Source organism: Paenibacillus medicaginis (genome assembly GCF_042138635.1).
In the GTDB taxonomy this organism is placed as follows: domain Bacteria; phylum Bacillota; class Bacilli; order Paenibacillales; family Paenibacillaceae; genus Paenibacillus; species Paenibacillus medicaginis.
Map to the genome: position 1 here is coordinate 23,585 of NZ_JBHIRY010000037.1, position 22,662 is coordinate 46,246.

The 22,662-nt window shown below is 51.8% G+C and carries 17 protein-coding genes; all 17 read right to left on the bottom strand.

Annotated elements, in window-relative coordinates; translation table 11 throughout:
- Window positions 1-6: 6 nt before the first annotated feature.
- A complete protein-coding gene (locus ACE5LO_RS24340; protein ID WP_375522539.1) occupies window positions 7-1,347 on the bottom strand; it encodes a UDP-glucose dehydrogenase family protein in 1,341 nt (446 codons plus the stop codon).
- On the bottom strand, window positions 1,347-2,456 hold the full coding sequence (locus ACE5LO_RS24345; RefSeq protein ID WP_375355004.1) for a glycosyltransferase: 1,110 nt from the start codon (window positions 2,454-2,456) through the stop codon (window positions 1,347-1,349). The genes ACE5LO_RS24340 and ACE5LO_RS24345 overlap by 1 nt, the downstream gene beginning before the upstream one ends.
- 29 nt (window positions 2,457-2,485) lie before the next feature.
- Window positions 2,486-3,637 carry a glycosyltransferase family 4 protein gene (locus tag ACE5LO_RS24350; protein ID WP_375522526.1) on the bottom strand — a complete coding sequence of 384 codons (1,152 nt, stop codon included), beginning with the start codon at window positions 3,635-3,637 and terminating at the stop codon, window positions 2,486-2,488.
- Entirely contained in the window at window positions 3,631-4,821 is a 1,191-nt protein-coding gene (locus ACE5LO_RS24355) for a glycosyltransferase family 4 protein (protein WP_375522527.1), read from the bottom strand. Before ACE5LO_RS24355 ends, ACE5LO_RS24350 begins: the two co-directional genes overlap by 7 nt.
- Window positions 4,808-5,647: a glycosyltransferase family 2 protein gene (locus ACE5LO_RS24360; RefSeq protein WP_375522528.1), complete on the bottom strand. Its 840-nt coding sequence runs from the start codon at window positions 5,645-5,647 to the stop codon at window positions 4,808-4,810. Before ACE5LO_RS24360 ends, ACE5LO_RS24355 begins: the two co-directional genes overlap by 14 nt.
- Window positions 5,648-5,669: 22 nt before the next feature.
- A complete protein-coding gene (locus ACE5LO_RS24365; protein WP_375522529.1) occupies window positions 5,670-7,049 on the bottom strand; it encodes a lipopolysaccharide biosynthesis protein in 1,380 nt (459 codons plus the stop codon).
- Between the two features lie 6 nt (window positions 7,050-7,055).
- Window positions 7,056-8,501, bottom strand: coding sequence for an O-antigen ligase family protein (locus ACE5LO_RS24370; protein ID WP_375522530.1), 1,446 nt, complete (start codon window positions 8,499-8,501; stop codon window positions 7,056-7,058).
- A 39-nt stretch (window positions 8,502-8,540) separates the two neighbouring features.
- Window positions 8,541-9,314 (bottom strand): WecB/TagA/CpsF family glycosyltransferase, encoded by a 774-nt coding sequence (locus ACE5LO_RS24375; RefSeq protein ID WP_375522531.1) that lies wholly within the window; start codon window positions 9,312-9,314, stop codon window positions 8,541-8,543.
- Window positions 9,311-10,657 carry an O-antigen ligase family protein gene (locus tag ACE5LO_RS24380; protein ID WP_375522532.1) on the bottom strand — a complete coding sequence of 449 codons (1,347 nt, stop codon included), beginning with the start codon at window positions 10,655-10,657 and terminating at the stop codon, window positions 9,311-9,313. The genes ACE5LO_RS24375 and ACE5LO_RS24380 overlap by 4 nt, the downstream gene beginning before the upstream one ends.
- A 13-nt stretch (window positions 10,658-10,670) precedes the next feature.
- Window positions 10,671-11,609 (bottom strand): glycosyltransferase, encoded by a 939-nt coding sequence (locus ACE5LO_RS24385; protein ID WP_375522533.1) that lies wholly within the window; start codon window positions 11,607-11,609, stop codon window positions 10,671-10,673.
- A complete protein-coding gene (locus ACE5LO_RS24390; RefSeq protein ID WP_375522534.1) occupies window positions 11,609-12,307 on the bottom strand; it encodes a sugar transferase in 699 nt (232 codons plus the stop codon). Before ACE5LO_RS24390 ends, ACE5LO_RS24385 begins: the two co-directional genes overlap by 1 nt.
- 17 nt (window positions 12,308-12,324) lie before the next feature.
- Window positions 12,325-13,215 (bottom strand): UTP--glucose-1-phosphate uridylyltransferase GalU, encoded by an 891-nt coding sequence (gene galU, locus ACE5LO_RS24395; protein ID WP_375355014.1) that lies wholly within the window; start codon window positions 13,213-13,215, stop codon window positions 12,325-12,327.
- Between the two features lie 96 nt (window positions 13,216-13,311).
- Complete coding sequence (locus ACE5LO_RS24400) at window positions 13,312-13,950, bottom strand: CpsD/CapB family tyrosine-protein kinase (RefSeq protein WP_375522535.1); 639 nt, start codon at window positions 13,948-13,950, stop codon at window positions 13,312-13,314.
- Window positions 13,934-14,677: a YveK family protein gene (locus ACE5LO_RS24405; RefSeq protein WP_375355016.1), complete on the bottom strand. Its 744-nt coding sequence runs from the start codon at window positions 14,675-14,677 to the stop codon at window positions 13,934-13,936. The genes ACE5LO_RS24400 and ACE5LO_RS24405 overlap by 17 nt, the downstream gene beginning before the upstream one ends.
- Window positions 14,678-14,936: 259 nt before the next feature.
- Window positions 14,937-15,575, bottom strand: a complete 639-nt coding sequence (locus tag ACE5LO_RS24410) for a response regulator (protein ID WP_375522536.1) — start codon at window positions 15,573-15,575, stop codon at window positions 14,937-14,939.
- Between the two features lie 35 nt (window positions 15,576-15,610).
- Complete coding sequence (locus tag ACE5LO_RS24415; RefSeq protein ID WP_375522537.1) at window positions 15,611-17,257, bottom strand: sensor histidine kinase; 1,647 nt, start codon at window positions 17,255-17,257, stop codon at window positions 15,611-15,613.
- 324 nt (window positions 17,258-17,581) lie between these two features.
- On the bottom strand, window positions 17,582-22,183 hold the full coding sequence (gltB, locus tag ACE5LO_RS24420; RefSeq protein WP_375522538.1) for a glutamate synthase large subunit: 4,602 nt from the start codon (window positions 22,181-22,183) through the stop codon (window positions 17,582-17,584).
- Window positions 22,184-22,662 lie beyond the last annotated feature (479 nt).

Sequence of the window (22,662 nt, forward strand, 5' to 3'; positions counted from 1 at the left end):
CTAATATTATACTGCACCTGCAACGCTTGGCGAAAGGCCGTTAAGCCCACTCATGCGTGGTCTGCCGACCGAATAATACTCCAATCCGGATTCGGCGATCTGCTGTTCAGTGAATACATTGCGTCCGTCTATGAGAATCGGCTTGCGCAGCACGGAGCCCAGCATACGCAGGTCAACCTGTTTGTAGTGATCCCAGTCGGTCAGCAGGCAGACGGCGTCAGAGCCAAGCGCCGCTTCTTCAGGCGTGGAGCACCATTGAATCAACTCATGATTAAACTGCTCCCTGAATTTGTCCATTGCGATCGGATCATGGACTTTGACGAACGCGCCTTCCTTCACCAGGGTTTCCACAATTTCGAGGGATGGCGCCTCCCGGATATCATCCGTATTCGGCTTGAAGGACAAGCCCCATACCCCTACATGTATGCCGTTTAACTGCCCGAGAGATTCGCGCAGTTTGGAAATCATCATATAGCGCTGATCAGCGTTGACCTCCACTACGGATTTAAGCAGCTTGAACTCGTAATCTACATTGCCTGCGATTTGAATGAGGGCATTCGTGTCCTTGGGAAAGCACGAACCCCCGTATCCGATTCCCGCCTGCAGAAAAGAGGAGCCGATGCGCTTATCCATGCCCATGCCAACCGCTACATTGGTAACGTCAGCACCCACTTTTTCACAAATATTAGCAATCTCGTTAATAAACGAAATTTTTGTGGCCAGAAAGGCGTTGGAGGCATACTTGATCATCTCGGCACTCCGGATATCCGTTACATAGATATTGTCCGTAAAATCCTGATGAAGCTCGACCATCGTCTCGCGCAGCGCAGGATTGTCAATACCGATAATGATGCGGTCAGGATGAAGCGTATCGCTGATCGCGGAGCCTTCGCGCAGAAACTCGGGTGCCGATACAATATCAAATGCATGACGGGTATGCCGTGCAACCACCTCACGGATTTTTTCATTCGTTCCAACAGGTACGGTGCTCTTGGTCATTATGATCTTATAGCCGTTCATCGCCGCGCCCACCTCAGCCGCCGCCTGCTCAATGTACTGCAGATTGGCTTCCCCGTTCGGCAGGGATGGTGTCCCGACCGCCAAAATCACGATATCCGAACGACGCACCGCATCTTCCAGGTTCGAAGTGAACTCAAGCCGCTGCTCCTGCAAATTCTGCTCAATCAGTTCCTCGATGCCAGGCTCGTAAATCGGTGACTCGGCCCGCTTCAGCTTTTTAATTTTTTCCTCGGCCAGATCAACGCAAATCACCTTGTTATCCTTCAAGGCAAAGCATACTCCCGATACCAGACCTACATATCCCGTTCCGATCACAGCCAGCTTCATCATGGCTTCAATCCCCCTTTAAGAAAGTTCACATAGGCTTGCTCCACATACTTTTTGAACTGTTCCTTAAACGTGTTTTCGTCAAATTTACGGGCATGCCGTGTAATGTCGTCCACGTTCCACCCATGCTTTTCCACGGCTTCCACCGCTTCCAGCACATCCTCTACTTCATGCCTGCGGAAGAAAACACCGTTCAAATACGGTATGATCGTGTCGAGTGCCCCGCCCCCCTGAAAGGCTATGACAGGCCGGCCGGCCGCATTGGCCTCCAGCGGGGTGATGCCGAAGTCCTCAATGCCCGGAAAGACCAGCGCCCGGCACTCTGCCATCAGCTTGTTGACCTCGCTGTCCTCCAGTCTGCCGAGAAATTGAACATTGGATTTCGCCATCTCTTCCAGTCGCTTCCGGTCAGGTCCCTCGCCGACAATGAGCAGCTTCAGGCCGTTGCGGTTAAAAGCCTGTACGGCCAGATCAATCCTCTTGTACGAAATGAGACGGGATACGACCAGATAATAGTCTCCGATGCAAGAGGATCTCTCAAAGCGGGATGTATTAATCGGCGGAAAAATAACATCCGCATCCCGCTGGTAGTAGGACTGAATACGCCGCTTGACAACCGAAGAGTTCGCGACGAACTGATTTACATTGCGCGACGTTTTCTGATCCCATGATTTCAGGCGGTTCATATAAATTCTCAGCATACTTTTGAACAGACTTGATCTGGACTGTCCGGCCATGTATGTGTCGTAGTCCCACGCAAACCGCATCGGTGTATGACAATAACAAATATGAAAAGTATGCTTGGGTACCTGTATGCTTTTCATAAAAGCACTGCTTGAACTCAAGACGATGTCGAATTCCCTGAAGTCAAAATCGCGGATGGCAATGGGATACAGCGGAAGCACGCCCTTGAAATTGGCCTTCACTCCCGGAATGTTCTGCAGCCAGGAGGCCCTTATATCCGCATCCTTCAAATTATGTGATAAGCGGCTGTCACTGAACACCGTTGTGAAGATGGGAGCGTTGGGATACATGCTGTGAAATACCTCGACCACTCTTTCGGCTCCGCCCATCTGGATCAAATAATCATGTGCTATCGCTATTTTCATCAGTACCATCCTTTTAAACGCAAGATCATTTACACCCCTGCAAGCAAACCGTTGTAGTAACGAACGATATCTTTGACGGTATTTTCGATAACGAAATGCTCCTTTACCCGGGCCATTCCTTTCTGCCCCATCAGCTTCCGCTCTACCGGATGCTCCAGCATCCACCGGACCGCGCCGGCCAGCTCCACAGGATCACCCGGCTGAATCAGCAGCCCTGTCTCGTCATGCACTACCGTCTCTGTCGGCCCTCCTTCATTGGAGGCAATCACCGGCAGGCCGGCGGCCATGCCTTCCACAATGACCTGGCCGAACGGCTCCGGTGTAACGGAGGTATGAATCAGCAGGTCACAGCGTCTCATCAGGCCTTGAATATCATCGACATGTCCGAGCAAATTGACGTTTTTCAGCCCATAACGGGCAATCGTATCTTCAAGCTGCCGTTTGTAATCCTGTTCGCCGAACAGCGCATCCCCGGCCAGCCAGAACTTGACCTGCGTGTCCTCCTTAAAAGAACGCGCCGCCTCCAACAGAATATGCTGCCCCTTCCAGTGGGCGAGCCGGCCCACGAGGACCACGTTGAACTCGCTGCTGTCTCTGCCTGTCGGCTCCGCTTCGTCAACGGACCCTATCGTCTTCGCGAACGCGGAGTATACAACGAGCGTTTTTTTATGCGCAGGCAGCTCCAGTGCCCGCAGCGTTGACTTGGAGTTGGCGATCACACCGTTCGGCAAAAAGCGGGACATCAGCCGGATGATCTTCGCGACAATCGGCTTGAGGTACGGCGGGCCGATATGATCGCGGATATGCCAGATCAGCGGGATTTTTGCCGATTTGGCAGCCACGGCCCCGTAGATGGCTGACTTCAGCGAGTTGGTATGCACGCACTGCACATTTTCCTGCTTTAGCAAAGGTGCCAGCCTTTTACCATAAGACAGCATCTTGAATGCTGCCGCAGGAGCCCCCAGGTTAACGGCATTCCGGTTCCGGTTGCGGACCGTTTCATCCATCGGGACAATGCGGACATCGATGCTCTTCTGGCGCAGCCGGTCGGCCAAATCCCCCTCCTCCGCCAGAATGACCAGCGGATCAATATGTGCCCCGATATGGGTCAATATGTTGTATAACGCTACCTCACCGCCGCTCCATCTGGCGGTATGATCGATATATGCCACCTTCAGCATCCTGCCGCCGCCTTTCTGTTCACGACCTGGTCGAAAATATCCTCCACCTGCTCCGCCACCCGTTCCCACGTGTACTTTTCCAGCACATGTGCCCGGCATTCTTCACGTCCCGGCAGTAAAGTCCGGTCCCCCAGGATGCGCAGCAACCCGTTTTTAATCGCTTCGCTGTCCGTCCCGCCGAACAGGAGCTCAGGACGGAATTTGCTCAGAATTTCCTTGCTGCCTCCAACCGGTGTCGCCATTACCGGCAACCCTGATGCCATAGCCTCGACCGTAATCAGCCCAAAGCCTTCCAAAGCCTGAGTTGGTACAATGAACATATCCGAGGCCTGGTGGTATAAAGGAAGCTCCTCATCGGAGACATAACCGAGCAGCTTCACCTGCCCGTCAAGGCCATATTCCCTGATCTTGGCCTCAAGCTCCCCGTGGAGCGGCCCTTTGCCTCCGATCAGCAGAATATGTTCCGGATACCGCTGGACTACATGTCTCCACGCTTCCAGCAGTTGAACGAGTCCCATCCTGTTGACCAGTCTGCGCACGGTCAGTATGATCGTGGCTTCCTGCGGCAGGCTCAGGCGGGCCCGCACCTGGGTCCGGTTTGCGGGAGGATGGAATCTCTCCACATCGGCCGCGCCGGGTATAATATGAATTTTCTGCAGCGGGACTTTGTACTGCTGATGCAAAATGTCACGGAACGTCTCGCTGAGCACGATAAACTTGTCGGCCAGGCTGTAGGCCTTCATTTCAATTGATTTGGCCATCGTTGTCTTGAGCAGATGCTTAAGCCCCTGGCCTTCAATTTTCATTTCTTCCGTCCACGGGCCGTGAAAGGTCGTGACGACCGGAATTCCGCGCTTTTTAGCTTCCAGTGCCGGTCCAACGCCATAAGGGGCGAAATGGGAGTACAGCACATCGACCGGCTGACAGTTGAAGAAATCCGCCGCATACCGCTGCATCAGATCCCTGCGTTTCCATAATGAAAGATCTTTGCTTCCAATATTGTGAATCTGGATTCGAGCAGATGTCCCAGGTTTTGCCCCGCTGCAAATCAAAGCATCAAGCTCATTTCGCCTGGAAAGCTCCTCACAAATGGATTTGAAATACGTGTTTAGCCCGCCAGGCTGCAGCGAGGGCCAGCTTAGCCCCGTCGCCGCGATGCGGAATCCGCCGCTACTGGACGACATAACTGGTTTCCCCCTTTTTCTCGGCAGTCCCTTCCTCCGTAACGGTAACCTGCTTTTTCCGCCGGGTCAGTTCATAATGCTTGAAGCAGACGAGAAATTCATACATGACCCAGAAAAAAGCGACGGCAAATCCCGCAAGCCCCTTGCGGTACAGGCCGTGCAGGAAATATTTCTGCACAAAGCGGGCAGGTGGCCTGAACAGCAGGTTCGCAATCCGGAAGGGCTTGCCCTTGTCATAGACAGTCTGGGCCTCCAGATCCGTATATTTATTAAATCTCGTCACATGGTCGCTGATGCTGCGGAAGCCGTAATGCCACAGCACGCCATTGAGCTTGATCGTATGCCCTTCCGATACATCAGGCATCTCGTGCACCAGGCTGTTAGTAATTCCGTAGATACGGCGGTTATACAACCGAACCAGATGCTCCCCCTTATTCATCCATTTGCCGAGGAAGTCGCCGATCCGGAACACAGAGTATGCCTTGGCGGGATCATACAGCGTCTCCTTATGCTTCAGAATATCAGCCGCCAGCTCTTCATTGACGACCTCATCCGTATCAATCAGAAAAATCCAGTCATAGCTTGCGTGCTCTACGCCGAACGTCCGCTGCTTGGCATAACCCGGCCACGGATTCGTGAAAACCTTGCAGCCCAAGGATTCGGATACCTGGACTGTATTGTCCTTGCTGCCGCCGTCGATGACGACAACTTCATCCGCAAAGACTTTACAGGATTGTATGGCATTCGCAATTCTGACTGCGTCATCCTGGGCAATGATAACAACAGATATTCTGTTATCCGCCGGAACGCTCGACATATGGTTCATTAGGGGGTGCCTCCTTTTTTCTTTAACCGTTCGCCGGTTTACTCCGAATGTAGTTTGACATTGTTGTACGGAGCCATTGAATATCCTGTCTGGAGATTAACAATCTCGGTATTTTGGTTTTAAGTACAAATCTGACATTCACCAGAATGCAGATAAATCTGAGAATTACCGATGACAGCATGGCAATGCCCGCCCCCGTGAGGCCGTATGCAGGTACAAGAACGATCAGCAGCGGGACAACCAGAGCCAGGCCGAGTCCTTGAAGTATGGTCACAAGCTTGGGTTTGCCCAGCGCCATGAATGCCTGTGCCAGCACCATGGTCCCCCCTCCGATGGAAGCCTCAAGCACCAGTAATCTGAAGACGGTAAGCGCCTCTTTAAATTCGGGTCCGTACAGCAGTGTAAATACAAAGGGAGCAAGCAGCATCAGTATGATCGCCGCCAGAATGGCTGCGGTCGAAGTAATACGAAAGGCCCTGAACGTAATGGCGATCGCATCCTCTTTTTCCAGGCTTGACGCTTTCGGGAAAAGGACGACGATGATCGATGTTGAGAACACGTTGACCATTCGTGCCAGGCTGACGGCCACCGCATACAACCCCAGTTCAGCGGGCGCCAATAACGCAGCGATCAGAATCTGGTCAATATAGATGGAAACCTGCCCCATCAAATCATTGCCATAAGAGCCCATCCCGTAAGTGAACAGCCGCTTGAAATGCAGCCAGCCGTTTTTGATTTTTGGCCTGTACTCACGAATGAGCCGCACCGTGACGGCTACGTACACAGGCAATGACGGAAGCAGGTAAGCCAGTGCAGAGGTATAAGGATTTATGTAGCCTGTTATAATTAGAAGTCCCAATAGAGCAAGCGTGCTCAGCGGCACTATATAACGAAAAATGTTGTATTGCTTGTACTCGCCGCGCACCTGCATCATGGCATTGTTGATTTGCGAGATGGCGATCAACGGGCACATCACCATCGACATTTGCGCAAACAGGATCACACTCGGACTAAAGGCATCGAGCCAGAACGGAATCAGCACAACCCCGACGGTTGACGCCAAACATCCGAATATGACGGCAAGCAGCAGGGCAATGCCATACAGTGTTCCGGCATCCTGCGGAGCTCTCTTGGCGTTGTAAATCAGCGCCGAAGGAACGCCAAATGTCATGCAAAAGGCAAGAAATTGCGACCAGTTGACCATGGCCGTCTGCTCACCGCGTCCGGTCGGCCCCAGGTAACGCGCTGTCAGGATGCCTGTCAGCATATTCACAACCAGGATCAGCATGCTGACGATCATGGTCTTCACGACGGCCGAGCTGTTGTCTTTGCTTCTGGCGAAACGCATGATTGTTCCGACAACTGTCCGGATTGGATTGGACAGCGCTTGTAAATTTTGCACCCGAGCTCACCTTCTTTCCGCCATAGCATCTTTGGCCCACAATCCAACTCCGATCAGCGTCCAGACCACGTAGCCTCTTAAGCCGGGAAAGCCGTTATCTGAAATCAGATTGGCACATGCTCCTGCCCATGCCGCAAATCCCAGCCGTGCGTAAGGCTGAAACGAATTCCGTGCAGCGATCCGGGAAACCAGCTTCTTCGCGATCAGGAACAGACCTGCAAAGAAGAAGCTGGCGCCTGGAACACCAAAAGTTAGAAATAGTGCAATAAATCCGTTATCCATAATGCCGAGTTCACCGAGATCGCCGCCGTTATCCAGCTTCGTTCCGGTTCCTACACTGCCAAGCCCCTGGCCGACCGGGTTGCCCGTCACGGCCGGAAGCATCGTATGCAGCAGATCCAGCCGGTCATTGTAGGAACGGTCTTCCTCTATGGACGTCAGCGTCTCCATCCGTGCGACCAATCCTTCTGCCCCCGGAAGCTTGGGAACGATGTACACTAGCAGCGCTCCCAGCACAACCAGCTGCAGGATCGTCCTCCACTTCCCTTTGGAGGAGGAAGTCAAAATATAGGCAAGCAGCATAATAAACACCAGCAGCCATGCCGAGCGGACAAGGGTGGTCATAAGACATACCAGCGTCAGTATGACGCCCAGCCAACCTAGGGCACCGCGCCAGCGCTTTTCCATCAGCATCGGCATCAGCGCTCCTGCCAGGAAAAAGGCGCAGGGACCGGGGGAGTTCAGAGTAGAGAAAACCCGGATCTCCAGCGGATAAGGCAGGCCAATCGAATTCATCTCCACATGATTCATCCAGAAGGCGTCCCATGGCGGCACGGTCATATATTGGATAATTCCGTATACGGACACGGCGACCGCGATATTGGCGTATGTGGACAAAAGACGGTCGATGTCTTTTATATCAAAAGGCCGTACCGCAAAATAGGGCAGAATCATCAGCGGAATAATATAGTTCGCCAGATCATAAGCAAAGCCCATACCGTTTTTGGCTACCCCGATCAGGCTGCCGTAGCCCAGTGCCACCGCGAAATAGAGCGCTATCCTGGCCAATGGCTGCTGCACCTGATGGATGCCGTGCAGCACCGGAATCAGGATCATGGTGCTTGCAAGCAGCGGTGCGATACTTAGCAGCGATACGGACTGATAGGTTCCTTCCATCCAGTCTGAAATGCGCCGGATTTCCGGGCCTACAGCCCATACCACAAGCGTGTAAGGAATCAGCACCCTCGACTGGATAACCGCAAGCACAAATGCCGGAAATACCAGGGCAAGCACGATGGCTCCCTGCTGGCTCATGGCCGGACTTATTTTGGCACTGACAAAACCGATGATGAATGGAAGCAAACAGGCTGCCGCTCCCATAACCACTATAGGGAGACTGCGGCTGTTCCACATCGCGGGTGATTGATTGAATAAACGGCCTTCATTTCTCATTTCAGGCCTCCCTTTCGACCCAGGCTGCAGCGGAAAAAGTCATTCCGCGTTCCCTCCCTTCAAACGGTTGCGTTTAAGCATTTCTTTGGCAAGCAGGAGCACAAACTGCGAATCCTCAATCAGGTATCTTTTCCACAAGCGGCGCGGCTCCTGCGACAATCTCCAGAACCATTCGAAACCTGACTTTTGCATAAAATCAGGGGCCCGCTTCACGGAGCCGGACAGGAAATCGAAGGTTGCACCTACCCCGATGGATACCGGTGCGCGGTACGTTTCATAATGCTGATAAATCCATTTTTCCTGCTTCGGCGCTCCCACACCGACAAATACGATATCCGGCCGGGATTCAATGAGCATCTCCACGATCCGTTTGTTTTCTTCCTCATTCTTCTCAAAACCGTAGGATGGGGAATAACAGCCGACAATGTTCATGCGCGGGAAGGATTCCTGCAGATTGTGCATCGCCCGCTCAGGCACCCCTCTTGCCGACCCGAGAAAAAACAGCCTGTAACTCCTTTCCTCAAAAGCCTCGCCGAGCTTATGGAACAAGTCCGAGCCGGATACCTTCTCCTTCAACGGTTTTCGCAGAAGCTTCGATGCCCATATAATCGGCATGCCGTCGGCAACGACTGCCCCCGCATCCGAGTAAACCCGCCGGAATTCATCATCCTTGCGGAGCTTGATCACATGGTCTACATTGCAGGTGAGAATGTAGGAATGATGCTGTGTCCGAATGGCTCTATCAATAAATTCGAGTAGATCATTAAAATCGTAATTATCAAAATTGACATCAAACATGTTCACTCTGCTCATCGTATCACTTCTCTTTTGCGGAAATCGTATTGATTGGATGTCTGGTAAAGACAGTTCAGATACCAGCAGAACGGGATGATCATTTGAACTGTCGACAAGGTGTTATCGGAAAAAGAATAGATCAGAAATCCGGCAATTAAGCCTGCGTAGTACGGCTTGATCAGCCTGGGCAGAGACCTGTAAATGAGAACAAACACGATCAGCAGCGAGAGCATCAGCAGACCGCAGCCGATATACCCTGTATCAAAATAAAAGCGGATATATTCGTTATGCGGAACGACAAAACCGCGGAACAGCGTTCCATCGTTCGCTACGGTTACGGCGCCCAGTCCTCTCCCCGACCATGGATAATCCTGCACCCTGTTCAGGAAATATTCCCAAGCCTCCGTTCTCCCCGACAGATCAATACCTTCGGATGTCTGCCGTTCGAAGGAACGCTTCTGCAAGTTATCCCACTGCAGGGCCAAAGCACCGAGGACAAGAATGAACGATCCGGCCAGAGGAATAAGATAGTTGATTTTCCCTCCGAGATATTGCCGTGAGATGTCACACAGATATACCAGCAGCATTAGAACCAGCGCGAGGATCGGTCCTCTTGTGCCGGTAGAAATCAGAATCAGAAAGTTCAAGGCAAGCACTGAATAAAAAAACACCGTCTGCCGGGGTCTGCGCTTGAGCTCAATGAGCGCAACCGCAATGCCGAGAAAAGCAAGCATCGCCAGATGTGGCGGTATATTGGCTCCCTGCACCCTTACGGCTCCGGTAAACTCGACAGCCGTAAAAGAATGAAGGCCTGCCACTGACAGAAGAAGACCAGCGCCTACACTGATGATCGGCAGCAGACTGATCATCGTAATATGCTTCTGCGCCACTTCCTTCTTCCATTTGATCAGTAGAAAGAAAAAAGGAAGCGACAGCCCAATAAACGCTTTAAGCGCAATAGAAGCTGTCAAGGTCGGCAGCCATACCGAAGAGGTGAAGGTGATGCCCAGCATGGCGATTAAGGCAAAGATCGGATAGCTGAATTTGAGCCGAATGCCATACACCAGCATACACGGCACAAGCAGCGCCAGAATTCCCAGCTTGTAAAGGGATAGAATCTCCACGCCAAATACGCTACCGGAATACAAAACATCAACAGACACCGCTGTGCTCAGCAGCACCACATAGCTGATCCGTTCCGGATGCCGGAGAGAAACCGCCAGAAGCAGCAGCAGACATACTGCGGCAAGACTGATGACCGGCTGATATGTAGCCGCAATCCCTACAAGCAGTGCGGCGGCAAGAAAAATAAAACCGTACTGCAGGGTGTTTATTCTTGCCAGCCATGGATCGTTACTCATCTTCCAACACCTCTCACCCTGCAGCAGATTGACTTTTACGGTTCCGTATCGTGTCCATGGTCCCACGGATGCTTTCCAGCCTGCAGCGGATCAGCATTTTGCTGCCCACAGAGCGTGCATTCAGTGAGCTGACCGCAATGTACAGCAGCTTGGCTGCCACCTTGCCCAGCAGCATGGCTTTTTCTTTCAGGCTGGTGCATTGGACCGCGTTGGACATCCCCTGGCAGTAATAGCGGTTCATGATCCATTCCTTGCTCAAGCGGGCGGCAGGTACGAAGTGGTCAACCGCCATATCCGGATGGTATTTGACCAGACCGCCTTTGGCGCGGATTTGCTCGAACACCCAGGACTCCTCGCCTGACAGAAGAAGATTTCCCTTTCTTCCCAGATGAAGCGGGAACAGATTGCCTTCCAGGGCCTGTCTGCGCATGGCCATATTGGCGCCAAACGGATTCAGGCTACGCGGATATTCTCTCTCCTCTGTGCCAAGATTGACAATCGTATATGGCAGCTCAAGCGGACCTGTCAGCCATGCGGGACGTTCGGATTCAAAGATCGGAGCAATGGGCCCGCCCATAGCGCTCATGTCCGGATTCCGTTCGAAGGTGGAGATCATCGTGCGAATCCAGGAAGCCGCCGGAATGGCATCATCGTCCAGAAAGGCGATAATATCGGTAGCCGCCAGCCCGATTCCCGCATTGCGTGCCGCCGAAAGCCCCTGCTCGGCTTCATAATAATAGACCGCATTAACGAATTCTCCGTGTGCAGCAATAAAGCGCTGAACTACCTCTGCCGTATGATCCGAAGAACGGTTGTCGATCACGATAATTTCCGCCCGATGCAGCTCATGTAAGCTCAGGAGAGAAACGAGCGTTTTGTCCAGCAGATCGGCACGGTTATAGGTGCAAATAATGACCGACAGCTCTGGCCGGGGAAAGTTGGGCTTCTCCATCAGTATGCATCCCTCGAGAAAAGCATCATGAAGGCCGTTTTCACGATAATTTTAAGATCAAGCCAGATGCTGCGGGCCTGGATGTACTTCAAATCCATCTGCACCATTTCCGCAAAGCCGACGCTGTTGCGGGCACTTACCTGCCAGTACCCTGTGCAGCCGGGAGTGACCAGCAGCCTCTGTTTATCGTAATCCGAGTACTGCTCCACTTCGCTTGGCAGCGGAGGACGCGGACCGACCAGACTCATATCGCCAATCAGCACGTTCCAGAGCTGGGGAATTTCATCAATGCTCGTTTTGCGCAGAAATTTGCCCATTTTGGTGATGCGGGGATCGTTTTTCATCTTGAACATCGCTCCGCTGACCTCGTTTAATGCCATCAAATCCTTCTTCAATTCCTCCGCATTGGAAATCATGGAGCGAAATTTGTACATATAAAACGGCTTTTCATTTTTCCCAACCCTGATTTGCTTGAAGAACACCGTGCCTTTGGGGTCCTCCAGCTTGATCAGAATCGCCACCACTACAAATAGCGGCAGCAATACGATCAGTCCGATCGCACTCAGAACCATATCCAGCAAACGCTTGGCAACCAGATAGGACGTCTTGTCCTGCATTTGTTTCGTTCCATATGGCATGTAAAACGTCGTACCCGGCATGACAGCCTCATAGTCGTCCGGCAGATTTTCCATGCTCATGCTTTAAAGCCCTCCTCTCAACCGACTGTTGTTGGATGTTCAGCTTTAGCCAGCCACTCCGACATCGCTTCCAGCACCGGCTCGCGCAGGTCGCCGTTTTTCAGTGCATATTCAAGTGTAGTCAGCACAAAGCCCAGGCGTTCGCCCACATCATAACGGACACCTTCAAAGTCATAAGCATACACGCGCTCGCTTTGATTCAGCCTTTGAATAGCATCGGTCAGCTGAATTTCACCGCCTGCTCCTTTTTCTTGCAGATCCAGATATTTAAAGATTTTTGGTGAAAATACATATCGTCCCATAATGGCCAAATTTGACGGTGCTGTACCTTTTGGCGGCTTCTCCACAAAATTGTTCACCCGGTACAGTCGGCCGTCCTGAAGGTCAGGCTCGATGATCCCGTAACGATGTGTCACTTCATCCGGCACTCGCTGCACACCGATGATCGAATTTTGCGTATCTTCATATTGTTCAATCAGCTGGCGCAGGCATGGAGTCTGCCCTGTGACAATGTCATCTCCCAGCAGTACGCCAAACGGCTCATCCCCGATAAAGCGTCTTGCACACCACACGGCATGTCCGAGACCTTTCGGTTCCTTTTGACGGATATAGTGGATATCCACTTTGGAGGAACGCTGCACTTCCTGCAAAATTTCAAGCTTGCCATCCTCCAGCAGTCTGGATTCCAGTTCGAATGCGTTGTCGAAGTGATCCTCGATGGCACGTTTGCCCTTTCCTGTTACGATGATGATATCTTCAATTCCGGATTCAATTGCTTCTTCCACGATGTATTGAATGGTCGGCTTGTTGATAATCGGAAGCATCTCTTTAGGCATGGCCTTGGTCGCAGGCAGAAAGCGCGTTCCGAGACCTGCAGCTGGTATGATCGCCTTTTTCACTTTTTTCATCGCACTCGTCCTCCTCAAAGTTTTGTGAGCGTTACTCCCTTGAAACTTCTTCGTACAAAACTACTTCGGAAGCATACGCTTAGTTTTTTGTGTGGTTCATTTCACCTGGTTCATGACAATGCCCAGCAGTGTGGCTCCGGCCTGTTCCATTTGCTGTTTTGTCTTGCGCAGGTTTTCCCGTTTGGTTCTGGCATGCTTCGCTACCAAAATGACACCGTCCGTCCGTGCGGCAAGCAGACGGGCATCCGTATAGTCCAAAGCCGAAGGGCTGTCGAGCAGGATGAGATCGCACTCGCTCTTCAGTTCATCCAGCAACGCCGTCATCCGCTCACTGCCCAGCAAGTCAGGAGCATTGTACAGGTTCTCACCGCCTGGTACGACATACAGCTCCTGTCCGCCTTTGCGCAAAATTTCTTTGGAGGTCGCTCCTCCACGCAAATAGGCCGACAGACCGTTGGTATTCTCCATCCCGAATGCTTCATGAAGCGAGGATTGACGCAGATTACCATCGATCAGCACCACCTTGCGCCCTTCCTGGGCAAAGGAAACTCCCAGATTGGCCAGCAAGGTTGTTTTCCCCTCCCCTTTATCCGGCGAGGTAAACAACAGAACGGTCCCTTGGTCTGTATGACGCAGGACCTGCTGGTGGATATAGGTACGAAGGGAACGGAAAGACTCCGAGATATAGGAAGCCGGGTTGCTCTCGGCAATTAACGTATCATTCAACTGCAGCATAGCTTCGTTCCCCCACTCGTTCTTTTGAATTTCCTACGGTGCCGCCCAGGTCTTTCTTCCGTATCAGCGGAATGCTTCCGATCACCGGGAGACCCAGATCGACTTCGGCTTCTTTCTCACTGCGCAATGTGCCGTTAATGCTCTCCAGGAAAATAATCGTTCCCAACGCGACCATCAAGGACACCAGGAAGCTGATCGCAATATTCATGACCGGACTGCCGTTAATCGGCTCCGGCTGATTGACTGTGTCCGCCAGATTCAAAATTTTCACGTTATTCATATTCATCAATTCAGGAACGGAACGAACGAACGTCTGGGATATGGAATTTACCATAGCGGCAACCGTCTGATAATTTTCCCCTTCGATGGTCAGCCCGATGACCTGGCTTTTGTCAGAGGACTGGATCTTCAGCTTTTCAGCCAGTTGCGCTGCATTCAAACCGAATTCCGGATGATCCGCCACGACTTTTCCCATAATCGCAGGAGATGTAATAATTTGCTTGTAGCTCTCCACCAGATTAAGGCTTGTGTTGACTTCGTTCAGAACGTTGCTGCCTTCTGCTCCTGTAAAATTATTAATAAGCATTTGACTGGAAGCAGAGTACATCGGTTTCACAAAATTTTCACTGACATAAAAAGTCGTGGCACATGCAATCAACACGAATGCCGCGATAAGCCACAGCCTTTTCCTGATTAATACTAGATAGTCCAATATCGTCTTCTCCACAGAAATCCTCCCTTCCGCCTTTTTTTGCTTCTTATTAAAAATTATATTTTCATTTTATCAACGGCACCTGTAACGCACATGGACCATTACGGCACTTTGATCGGAACGAAGGTAGTGATTTGTTTGCCACTTTCGTTTATGGTTTGGTATACTTTTAGACCATCTTTTTTAGAAAAAGAAAAAAACACGGAATTTCTTCCGTGTTTTTACTTTCATTTAAAATTTTATTCAATTATTAATGACATTCCGCGGATAAGTATCAAATAGTGGTTATCGGTTCATATTTCGCAAGACCAATGGCATTGGCATACAACGCAGCCTGTGTACGATCCGCCAAGCGCAGTTTGGCCAGAATCTGGCTGACATGCTTTTTCACCGTAAATTCACTGATAAATAACTTGGCAGCAATCTCACGGTTGCAAGCCCCCTGTCCCAGCTCGATGAGAACTTCTCGTTCTTTGGGTGTCAATTCATCGGTTAGCGACCCGGCTTCCTCGCGCAGCTTGTTCTCCAGGATGGTCGGATCATAATATTTGCGTCCCTTGCCCACAAGCTGAATGGCATACAGCAGTTCTTCCGGAAGCGCCTCTTTCAACACATATCCGTCTACGCCTGCTTCCTCCGCTTTCAGAAAATCTTCACGGCTTGCAGAGGAAGTCAGCAAAATAAACTTGCTATTGAAGCCCATACGGCGTGCAGCTTTGATGATATCCAGGCCGGATTCATCCGCCAGCTTCAGATCCAACAGAACCAAGTCCGGTTGTGTTTCTTCGAGGACCAGCATCGCTTCCCGCTGATTTTTGGCCTCTCCTGCAAATTGTACATTCTGCTGCATGGATATTACCGCAGCAAGTCCTTTTCTTACTAAAGGATGATCATCTACAATGACAATTTTCACCACACGACCTCCTGTTCCTAGTGGAATGATTCAGTTCACTGCATTCGTTCAGCTGCCTGGACGGGAATCCTGATTACAATCTCGGTTCCTTTCCCAACTGCGCTGGAGACACTAAACTCACCTCCCAAAGAGCGTGCAAGATATTCCATGTTTTTCATGCCAAGTCCACCCTCCGCTCCAATCTCCTCCCCTCCTGCGGCAAGCTTTTCAGTCCTGAAGCCGATGCCGTCGTCCATGATGGTCAGCTCAATCTGCTGCAGGGTCAGTGCAAGATAAACCCGAATTTGTTTGGCCTGGCCATGACGGATCGCATTGCCGACAGATTCCGATATCATGCGAAACAGTGCTTTCTGATATGGATAAGGCAGTGTATATTGGTCTCCCGTGTTATGCAGCTCAATCTGCACGTTATTAAGCCTGGATAACATATGTAAATGGCTTTTTACCGTTGCCATCCAGGTCGGTCCGCCACTCTTCTTGGAGCTAAGGCTATGAATGGCAAGCTTTAGTTCCCGCACCGCCTGATTCGCCGACTCCTGAATCAATTCAATCTGCTCATCCACTTGGGCTTTGCCCAGGTGATGCCACGTTTGCCGCAGCGAGTGGGAGGCATAAACAATTCCGAACAGGCTCTGTGAGACATTATCATGCATTTCATTGGCAATCCGGTTCTGCTCATTCGTCACCAGCAGCTGGTTTTCGACCCGTTCAAGCTCATAACGTTCGAGGAAAATCGCACTCAGCTCCGCAAGAAATATGAGCTGCTGCACGAGCCAGCGCCTTCTCTCCATCCCTTGCTCCGGGTCGAGCTTCACACCGATCGCCGCTACGAACCGTGTCGTCATCGGCACGGTTATCATCAGAAAATCGCCCCATTCCGGAAAGCTTCTGAAAAAGGGATCCCGCTCAAACCGGAATTGCTCACGATGAACAGCCAGCTTTTGGAACAGCTGCTGTTCTTCCTCTGCTGTCCAGCCCGTCTGGCTGCTCTCCGGGGCGTCTTCGATTTCCCTGTTATCCAGCCAGAAGAACGCTTTGCTCTGCTTGGTGAGCTTCACCGCATAGTCCGAGATCACCTGCCCCATGTTCACGGCTTTATTATGGCTTGCCGTCTCCATGATGTGATACAGCGATTTGATGTGGTCCATCGTTTCATTCGTGCGCTCGTTCGCCTTCATAAGTTCCCTCTTCATGGTGCCGATCACCTGCATGGCCATAGTGGTCAAAGCAAGTACCAGAATCATATTCGTATTCTGCAGCAGCACTTCGAGAAAGCTGAACCGGTTCACATTGAAGAAGACATAACAAAGCGTTAGTTGGACGCCGATATAAGATACAAGCAATGACCAGCAATACAGGGCGTTCAAATATACACCGGCTGCAAGGATCGGATTCATGACGTACCATTTGTACGGGCTTTCCGTCCCACCGGTAAGGAACTGCAAGACTACAATCCCCAAAGCTTCTACGGCAATGAATACTTTCAGCACCGTCCCATGCTTGCGATATCTACGGTAAATGTACGTAAACACCGTTACAAAAAAGAACAAGAAAAAAATCAATGCCAGCTTGTGACCGGGCGTGCCCGAGTCATGTAACGCATAAGCAAGTGATGTGAAGGCCCAGGATGCATACCGGTATACAAAGATCATCCTGCCTTCCGCTGTGGTCCTCGCTTTCATCCTTTCACCCTATTCTTTGATTAGTAGGGAAGATGAAACATCCGATGTGTTACAAAAATGATAACGAATAAAAAAAGAAATAACAAGTCGTCTTGATTCTAGTAAACGTTTACATCGAAAATATTTTGGTATATTTTATGTCAACTTTCATGTTTCAGTAAACTTTTAACGGGGTAATGTCGCAATTTGTTGCAGTTGTCAACAAGATTTTTTTCATTCTCCAAAAAAATAAACCTGCTGTCAGGAGACATAAAACTCGTCCTGCAGCAGGTTGTTTTTTTGTAATTTTTTTCCATTCCAAGGAAATCGCGCTGTCGAATCAGGTCAGTTCGTGCCTGTGCGGGCAAGTTCACGCATGTTGGCTTCAAATGCAGCGAGCAGAGCTTCATCACCAGTCAACCCGGAGGCTTCCACCTTCTCGATCTGCTCCAGCATCCGTTTGTAATCTTTAGGGATAACACGGACAAAATGCTGAAGCGAAGCCTCCCAATCCTTAAGAATACGCTGTCCCGCCTCACTATCTGTGTAAGCGACATGACGCTCGATCATACCGCGTAGGTCTGCAGCCTCAGCCGCATCTTCCACACGCTCAAGCAACACCATTTCCAGATTGCAGCGATGAAGGAATGAGCCCTCAGGATCATATACATAGGCAATACCACCTGACATGCCTGCCGCAAAGTTGCGCCCCGTTCCGCCGAGTACTACAACCCTGCCGCCGGTCATATATTCGCAGCCATGATCTCCTGCGCCTTCCACAACGACCCTTGCCCCGGAATTTCTTACCGCAAAACGCTCACCGGCTATACCGCTGATATACGCTTCACCGCTTGTTGCTCCGTAGAAGGCCGTATTTCCAATAATGATATTCTCGTCCGCCTTAAAGGTCGCCTTGGACGATTTCTTGACGATGATTTTACCGCCGGACAGACCTTTGCCCACATAGTCGTTCGAATCGCCCTCTACCGTAAGGGTAATACCTTTCGGGATGAACGCCCCGAGGCTTTGCCCCGCCGAACCAACAAAATGGAAGCGGATCGTGTCCTCAGGCAGACCGGCAGCACCATATTTACGTGTCACTTCACTGCCGAGTATGGTTCCAGCGGCACGGTTGACATTAGTGATCGGCAGTATTGCTTCGACTGGAGTTTTGGTCTCCAGAGCCGGAACAGCAAGCGGAAGCAGCTGCTGAAGGTCCAGCGTTTCCTCCAGACCGTGGTTCTGACGCTGTGTGCGGTAGCGCTCGCTTCCCTCTGGAAGCTCAGCCGTATGCAGGAGCAGACTCAGGTCCACACCGCTCTTCTTCCAATGCTCGTTCGCAGCGGCTGCATCCAGGCAGTCCGTACGTCCAACCATCTCCTGGATGGTGCGGAAGCCGAGCTCAGCCATAATTTCACGTACATCTTCCGCCACAAACCGCATAAAGTTAACGACATGCGCCGGATCTCCCATGTAGTTTTTGCGCAGCTGCGGATTTTGGGTAGCCACGCCTACAGGACATGTATCCATTTGGCACACACGCATCATGATGCAGCCGAGCGCAACCAGCGGTGCTGTAGAGAAGCCGTACTCTTCTGCACCAAGCAGGGCAGCAACGGCAAGATCGCGGCCTGAAAGCATTTTGCCGTCCGTCTCAAGCACGACGCGGTCTCTCAGATTGTTCAGAATCAGCGTCTGATGCGCCTCGGCAAGACCGAGCTCCCACGGCATGCCCGCATGGCGGATGGAGCCCTGCGGAGATGCGCCGGTACCGCCGTCATAACCGCTGATCAGAATAATATCCGCACGTCCTTTGGCGACACCGGCAGCGATGGTGCCTACGCCCACTTCGGAAACAAGCTTCACGTTGATGTCTGCACGCGGATTTGCATTTTTCAAATCATAGATCAATTCCGCCAGATCCTCGATGGAATAGATATCATGGTGCGGCGGCGGGGAAATGAGGCCTACGCCTGGCGTAGATCCGCGCACTTCCGCTACCCATGGATATACTTTGCGCCCCGGGAGCTGCCCACCTTCGCCCGGCTTGGCTCCCTGCGCCATCTTGATCTGAATTTCGTCAGCATTCACCAAATAATTCGAGGTCACCCCGAAACGGCCGGAAGCCACCTGCTTGATGGAGCTGCGGCGGGAATCGCCGTTCGCATCCGGCACGAAACGGGCCGGATCCTCGCCGCCTTCGCCGGTATTGCTTTTACCGCCGATACGGTTCATGGCAATCGCCATGTCTTCATGAGCCTCCTTGCTGATGGAACCGAAGGACATGGCCCCTGTCTTGAAGCGGCGCATGATCGACTCCGCAGACTCCACTTCCTCAAGCGGCACAGGTTTGCCGTTTGGTCTGAACTTCAGCAGGGAGCGAAGCGTAAGCTTCTGCTCATTTTCGCCCTGAACGAGCGCCGCATATTTCTTGTACAGCTTGTAATCGCCCGTACGTACCGCCTGCTGCAGCAGATGGATGGTCTGGGGATTGAACAGATGCTCCTCCCCGTCATTCCGCCACTGATACTCACCGCCGGAATCCAGCACTTTATCGTTGCCGTCCTTATCGGTAAAAGCACGGTTATGGTGAGCCAGTGCTTCCGCCGCAACCTCCTCAAGCCCAATGCCGCCAATACGGGACGGAGTCCACGTAAAGTATTTATCCACAAATTGCTGCTTCAGACCAACGGCCTCAAAAATTTGCGCACCCCGGTACGACTGGATGGTGGATATCCCCATCTTGGACAAAATTTTAACGACACCCTTGGTTGCCGCCTTAATGTAGTTTTTCACAGCCTTCTCGTGTGACAGCCCGCGCAGCATTCCCTGCTGAATCATGTCATCCAGCGTCTCGAATGCCAGATACGGATTGACGGCGCTCACCCCGTATCCGAGCAGCAGCGCATAATGATGAATATCGCGCGGTTCGCCGGATTCAAGCAAAATGCTGACTTTCGTGCGCGTTCTGTTCTTGATCAGATGATGATGCAGACCAGCAACAGCCAACAGCGCCGGAATGGCTGCATTCTCCACATCCACACCGCGGTCGGACAGAATCAGGATATTATGTCCTTTGGCAATGACGCGGTCAGCCGACTCGAAAAGCTCTTCCAGAGCTTTACGCAGCCCTTCCGCTCCTTCCTTGGCCGGGAAGAAAATCGGAATGGTCATCGATTTGAAGCCAGGCCGGTGGACATGGCGAATTTTAGCAAAATCTTCATTAGATAAAACCGGGGTCTCCAGACGGATCTGGCGGCAGCTCTCCGGCTCCGGATGCAGTAGATTCCGTTCCGGCCCGATCGTCGTGCCTGTTGACGTAACGATCTCCTCACGGATGGAATCAATCGGTGGATTGGTTACCTGCGCAAACATCTGTTTAAAATAGTTATAGAGACGCTGCGGCTTATCGGACAGCACAGCCAGCGGAGCATCATAGCCCATGGAGCCGATCGGCTCCGCTCCTGTGGCAGCCATAGGCTCCAGCAGCTTGCGCAGCTCTTCGAACGTGTAGCCGAAGGAAAGCTGGAGCTGGTTCACGTTATCATGCTTCGGCTCCGGCAGCTCCGGCGCGTCAGGCAGCTCGTTCAGATCGATGAGATGCTCGTCAAGCCACTCCTGATAAGGCTGCTCGGCAGCGATTTGCGCCTTGACCTCCTCATCGGAAACAATGCGGCCTTCCTTCGTATCGACCAGCAGCATCCGTCCCGGACGAAGCCGGTCCTTATACAGCACATTTTCCGGTGGGATATCGAGCACGCCCGCTTCGGAGGAGAGCACGATCAGATCGTCCTTCGTTACATAATAACGTGCTGGACGAAGCCCATTGCGGTCCAGAATGGCGCCAATCTGAAAGCCGTCCGTAAACGCCATCGCGGCCGGTCCGTCCCAAGGCTCCATTAATGTGCTGTGATATTCGTAAAATGCTCTCTTCGCAGGATCCATACCCTCGTGGTTGTTCCATGGCTCAGGAACCATCATCATGGCTACATGAGGCAATGAACGGCCGCTCAGGTACAAAAATTCCAGCGTGTTATCGAACATGGCCGTATCCGAGCCGTCCGGGTTGATGACAGGCTTGATCTTCTCCGTGTCTTCACCAAACAGCTCGCTCCGGAACTGAGCCTGACGGGCATGCATCCAGTTCACGTTGCCGCGCATCGTATTGATCTCGCCGTTATGGATCATGAAGCGGTACGGATGCGCGCGCTCCCAGCTTGGAAACGTATTGGTGCTGAAACGGGAGTGGATCAGGGCGATGGCCGAGGTAAGCCGGCTATCGCGCAGATCCAGATAGAACTGGCCTACCTGGGCCGTCGTCAGCATGCCTTTGTATACGATCTTCCGGCAGGAGAGACTTGAAATATAGAACGTGTCGCCATACTCTTCATTCTCACTGTAGCGAATGGCAAGCTCAGCGCGTTTACGGATGACAAACAGCTTCCGTTCGAAGGCGAGCTCATCCTCAAGATCAGCGCTGCTGCCGATGAATACCTGACGCACATGCGGCTTGGCAGCCTTGGCGGATTTGCCCAGCATGCTGTCATCTGTCGGCACTTCACGGAATCCCAGCAGCTGCTGGCCTTCCTCGGCGATAATGCTCTTCAGCACTTCTTCGTGGCCTGCGCGCACGGAGGCATCTGTAGACATAAACAGCATGCCGACGCCATAACGTCCGGCCGCCGGAAGGGCAAAGCCGAGCTTCGCCGCTTCTTCCGTCAGGAATGCATGCGGGATCTGCAGCATGATGCCGGCCCCATCGCCGGAATTCGGTTCACTGCCCTGACCGCCGCGGTGCTCCATATTCTCAAGCATGGTAAGCGCCTGGCCTACAATCTCGTGCGAAGCCTTGCCCTTGATATGTGCGACAAAGCCCATCCCGCAGGCATCTTTTTCAAATTGCGGATCATAAAGCCCTTGTTTTGGAGGTAGTCCTGTCTGTCTCATGGAACGCAACCTTTCTGTAATGAACTCATAAAGCCGGGAATTACCCGGTATGGAACCTGAAGACGGTGGCGACAAACTAACTATTCAGCAGGAGCTGAAAATGGGGGTACGACGAAACGCCGCCACTTGGACACCAAGGGCGCGGCGCCTGACAGATTGAATGCGGGCAAAGCGGCAGAGACCTCTTTAATAGACTGCCATTTCAATAAATATGCACTTCACGATTTTGATATAGATTAGTTCTATCATTTTAACACTGACCTAACGCGTTAGCAATTCAAAGTTTTTATGATTGTGATAATAAATTTTTGGAAGCAAAGCTTCACCGCAATGTCGCGGCATCTGAAGAAAGATATGTATAAATATACGAAAAAATGCAATACTCCGATGCCCTTTTTCAGACTCGTCAACAACTCATGACTAAAGTCACGAGCTTGTCTCTGCCTACTTCGTAGACAGTGCTTGCGCTTCGCACAAGC

What these genes read in the sequence shown, in the direction of transcription:
- ACE5LO_RS24340 (WP_375522539.1), bottom strand. Translation starts at nt 1,347, where the DNA reads ATGAAGCTGGCTGTGATCGGAACGGGATATGTAGGTCTGGTATCGGGA.
- ACE5LO_RS24345 (WP_375355004.1), bottom strand. Translation starts at nt 2,456, where the DNA reads ATGAAAATAGCGATAGCACATGATTATTTGATCCAGATGGGCGGAGCC.
- ACE5LO_RS24350 (WP_375522526.1), bottom strand. Translation starts at nt 3,637, where the DNA reads ATGCTGAAGGTGGCATATATCGATCATACCGCCAGATGGAGCGGCGGT.
- ACE5LO_RS24355 (WP_375522527.1), bottom strand. Translation starts at nt 4,821, where the DNA reads ATGTCGTCCAGTAGCGGCGGATTCCGCATCGCGGCGACGGGGCTAAGC.
- ACE5LO_RS24360 (WP_375522528.1), bottom strand. Translation starts at nt 5,647, where the DNA reads ATGAACCATATGTCGAGCGTTCCGGCGGATAACAGAATATCTGTTGTT.
- ACE5LO_RS24370 (WP_375522530.1), bottom strand. Translation starts at nt 8,501, where the DNA reads ATGAGAAATGAAGGCCGTTTATTCAATCAATCACCCGCGATGTGGAAC.
- ACE5LO_RS24375 (WP_375522531.1), bottom strand. Translation starts at nt 9,314, where the DNA reads ATGAGCAGAGTGAACATGTTTGATGTCAATTTTGATAATTACGATTTT.
- ACE5LO_RS24380 (WP_375522532.1), bottom strand. Translation starts at nt 10,657, where the DNA reads ATGAGTAACGATCCATGGCTGGCAAGAATAAACACCCTGCAGTACGGT.
- ACE5LO_RS24385 (WP_375522533.1), bottom strand. Translation starts at nt 11,609, where the DNA reads ATGGAGAAGCCCAACTTTCCCCGGCCAGAGCTGTCGGTCATTATTTGC.
- ACE5LO_RS24390 (WP_375522534.1), bottom strand. Translation starts at nt 12,307, where the DNA reads ATGAGCATGGAAAATCTGCCGGACGACTATGAGGCTGTCATGCCGGGT.
- galU (WP_375355014.1), bottom strand. Translation starts at nt 13,215, where the DNA reads ATGAAAAAAGTGAAAAAGGCGATCATACCAGCTGCAGGTCTCGGAACG.
- ACE5LO_RS24400 (WP_375522535.1), bottom strand. Translation starts at nt 13,950, where the DNA reads ATGCTGCAGTTGAATGATACGTTAATTGCCGAGAGCAACCCGGCTTCC.
- ACE5LO_RS24415 (WP_375522537.1), bottom strand. Translation starts at nt 17,257, where the DNA reads ATGAAAGCGAGGACCACAGCGGAAGGCAGGATGATCTTTGTATACCGG.
- gltB (WP_375522538.1), bottom strand. Translation starts at nt 22,183, where the DNA reads ATGAGACAGACAGGACTACCTCCAAAACAAGGGCTTTATGATCCGCAA.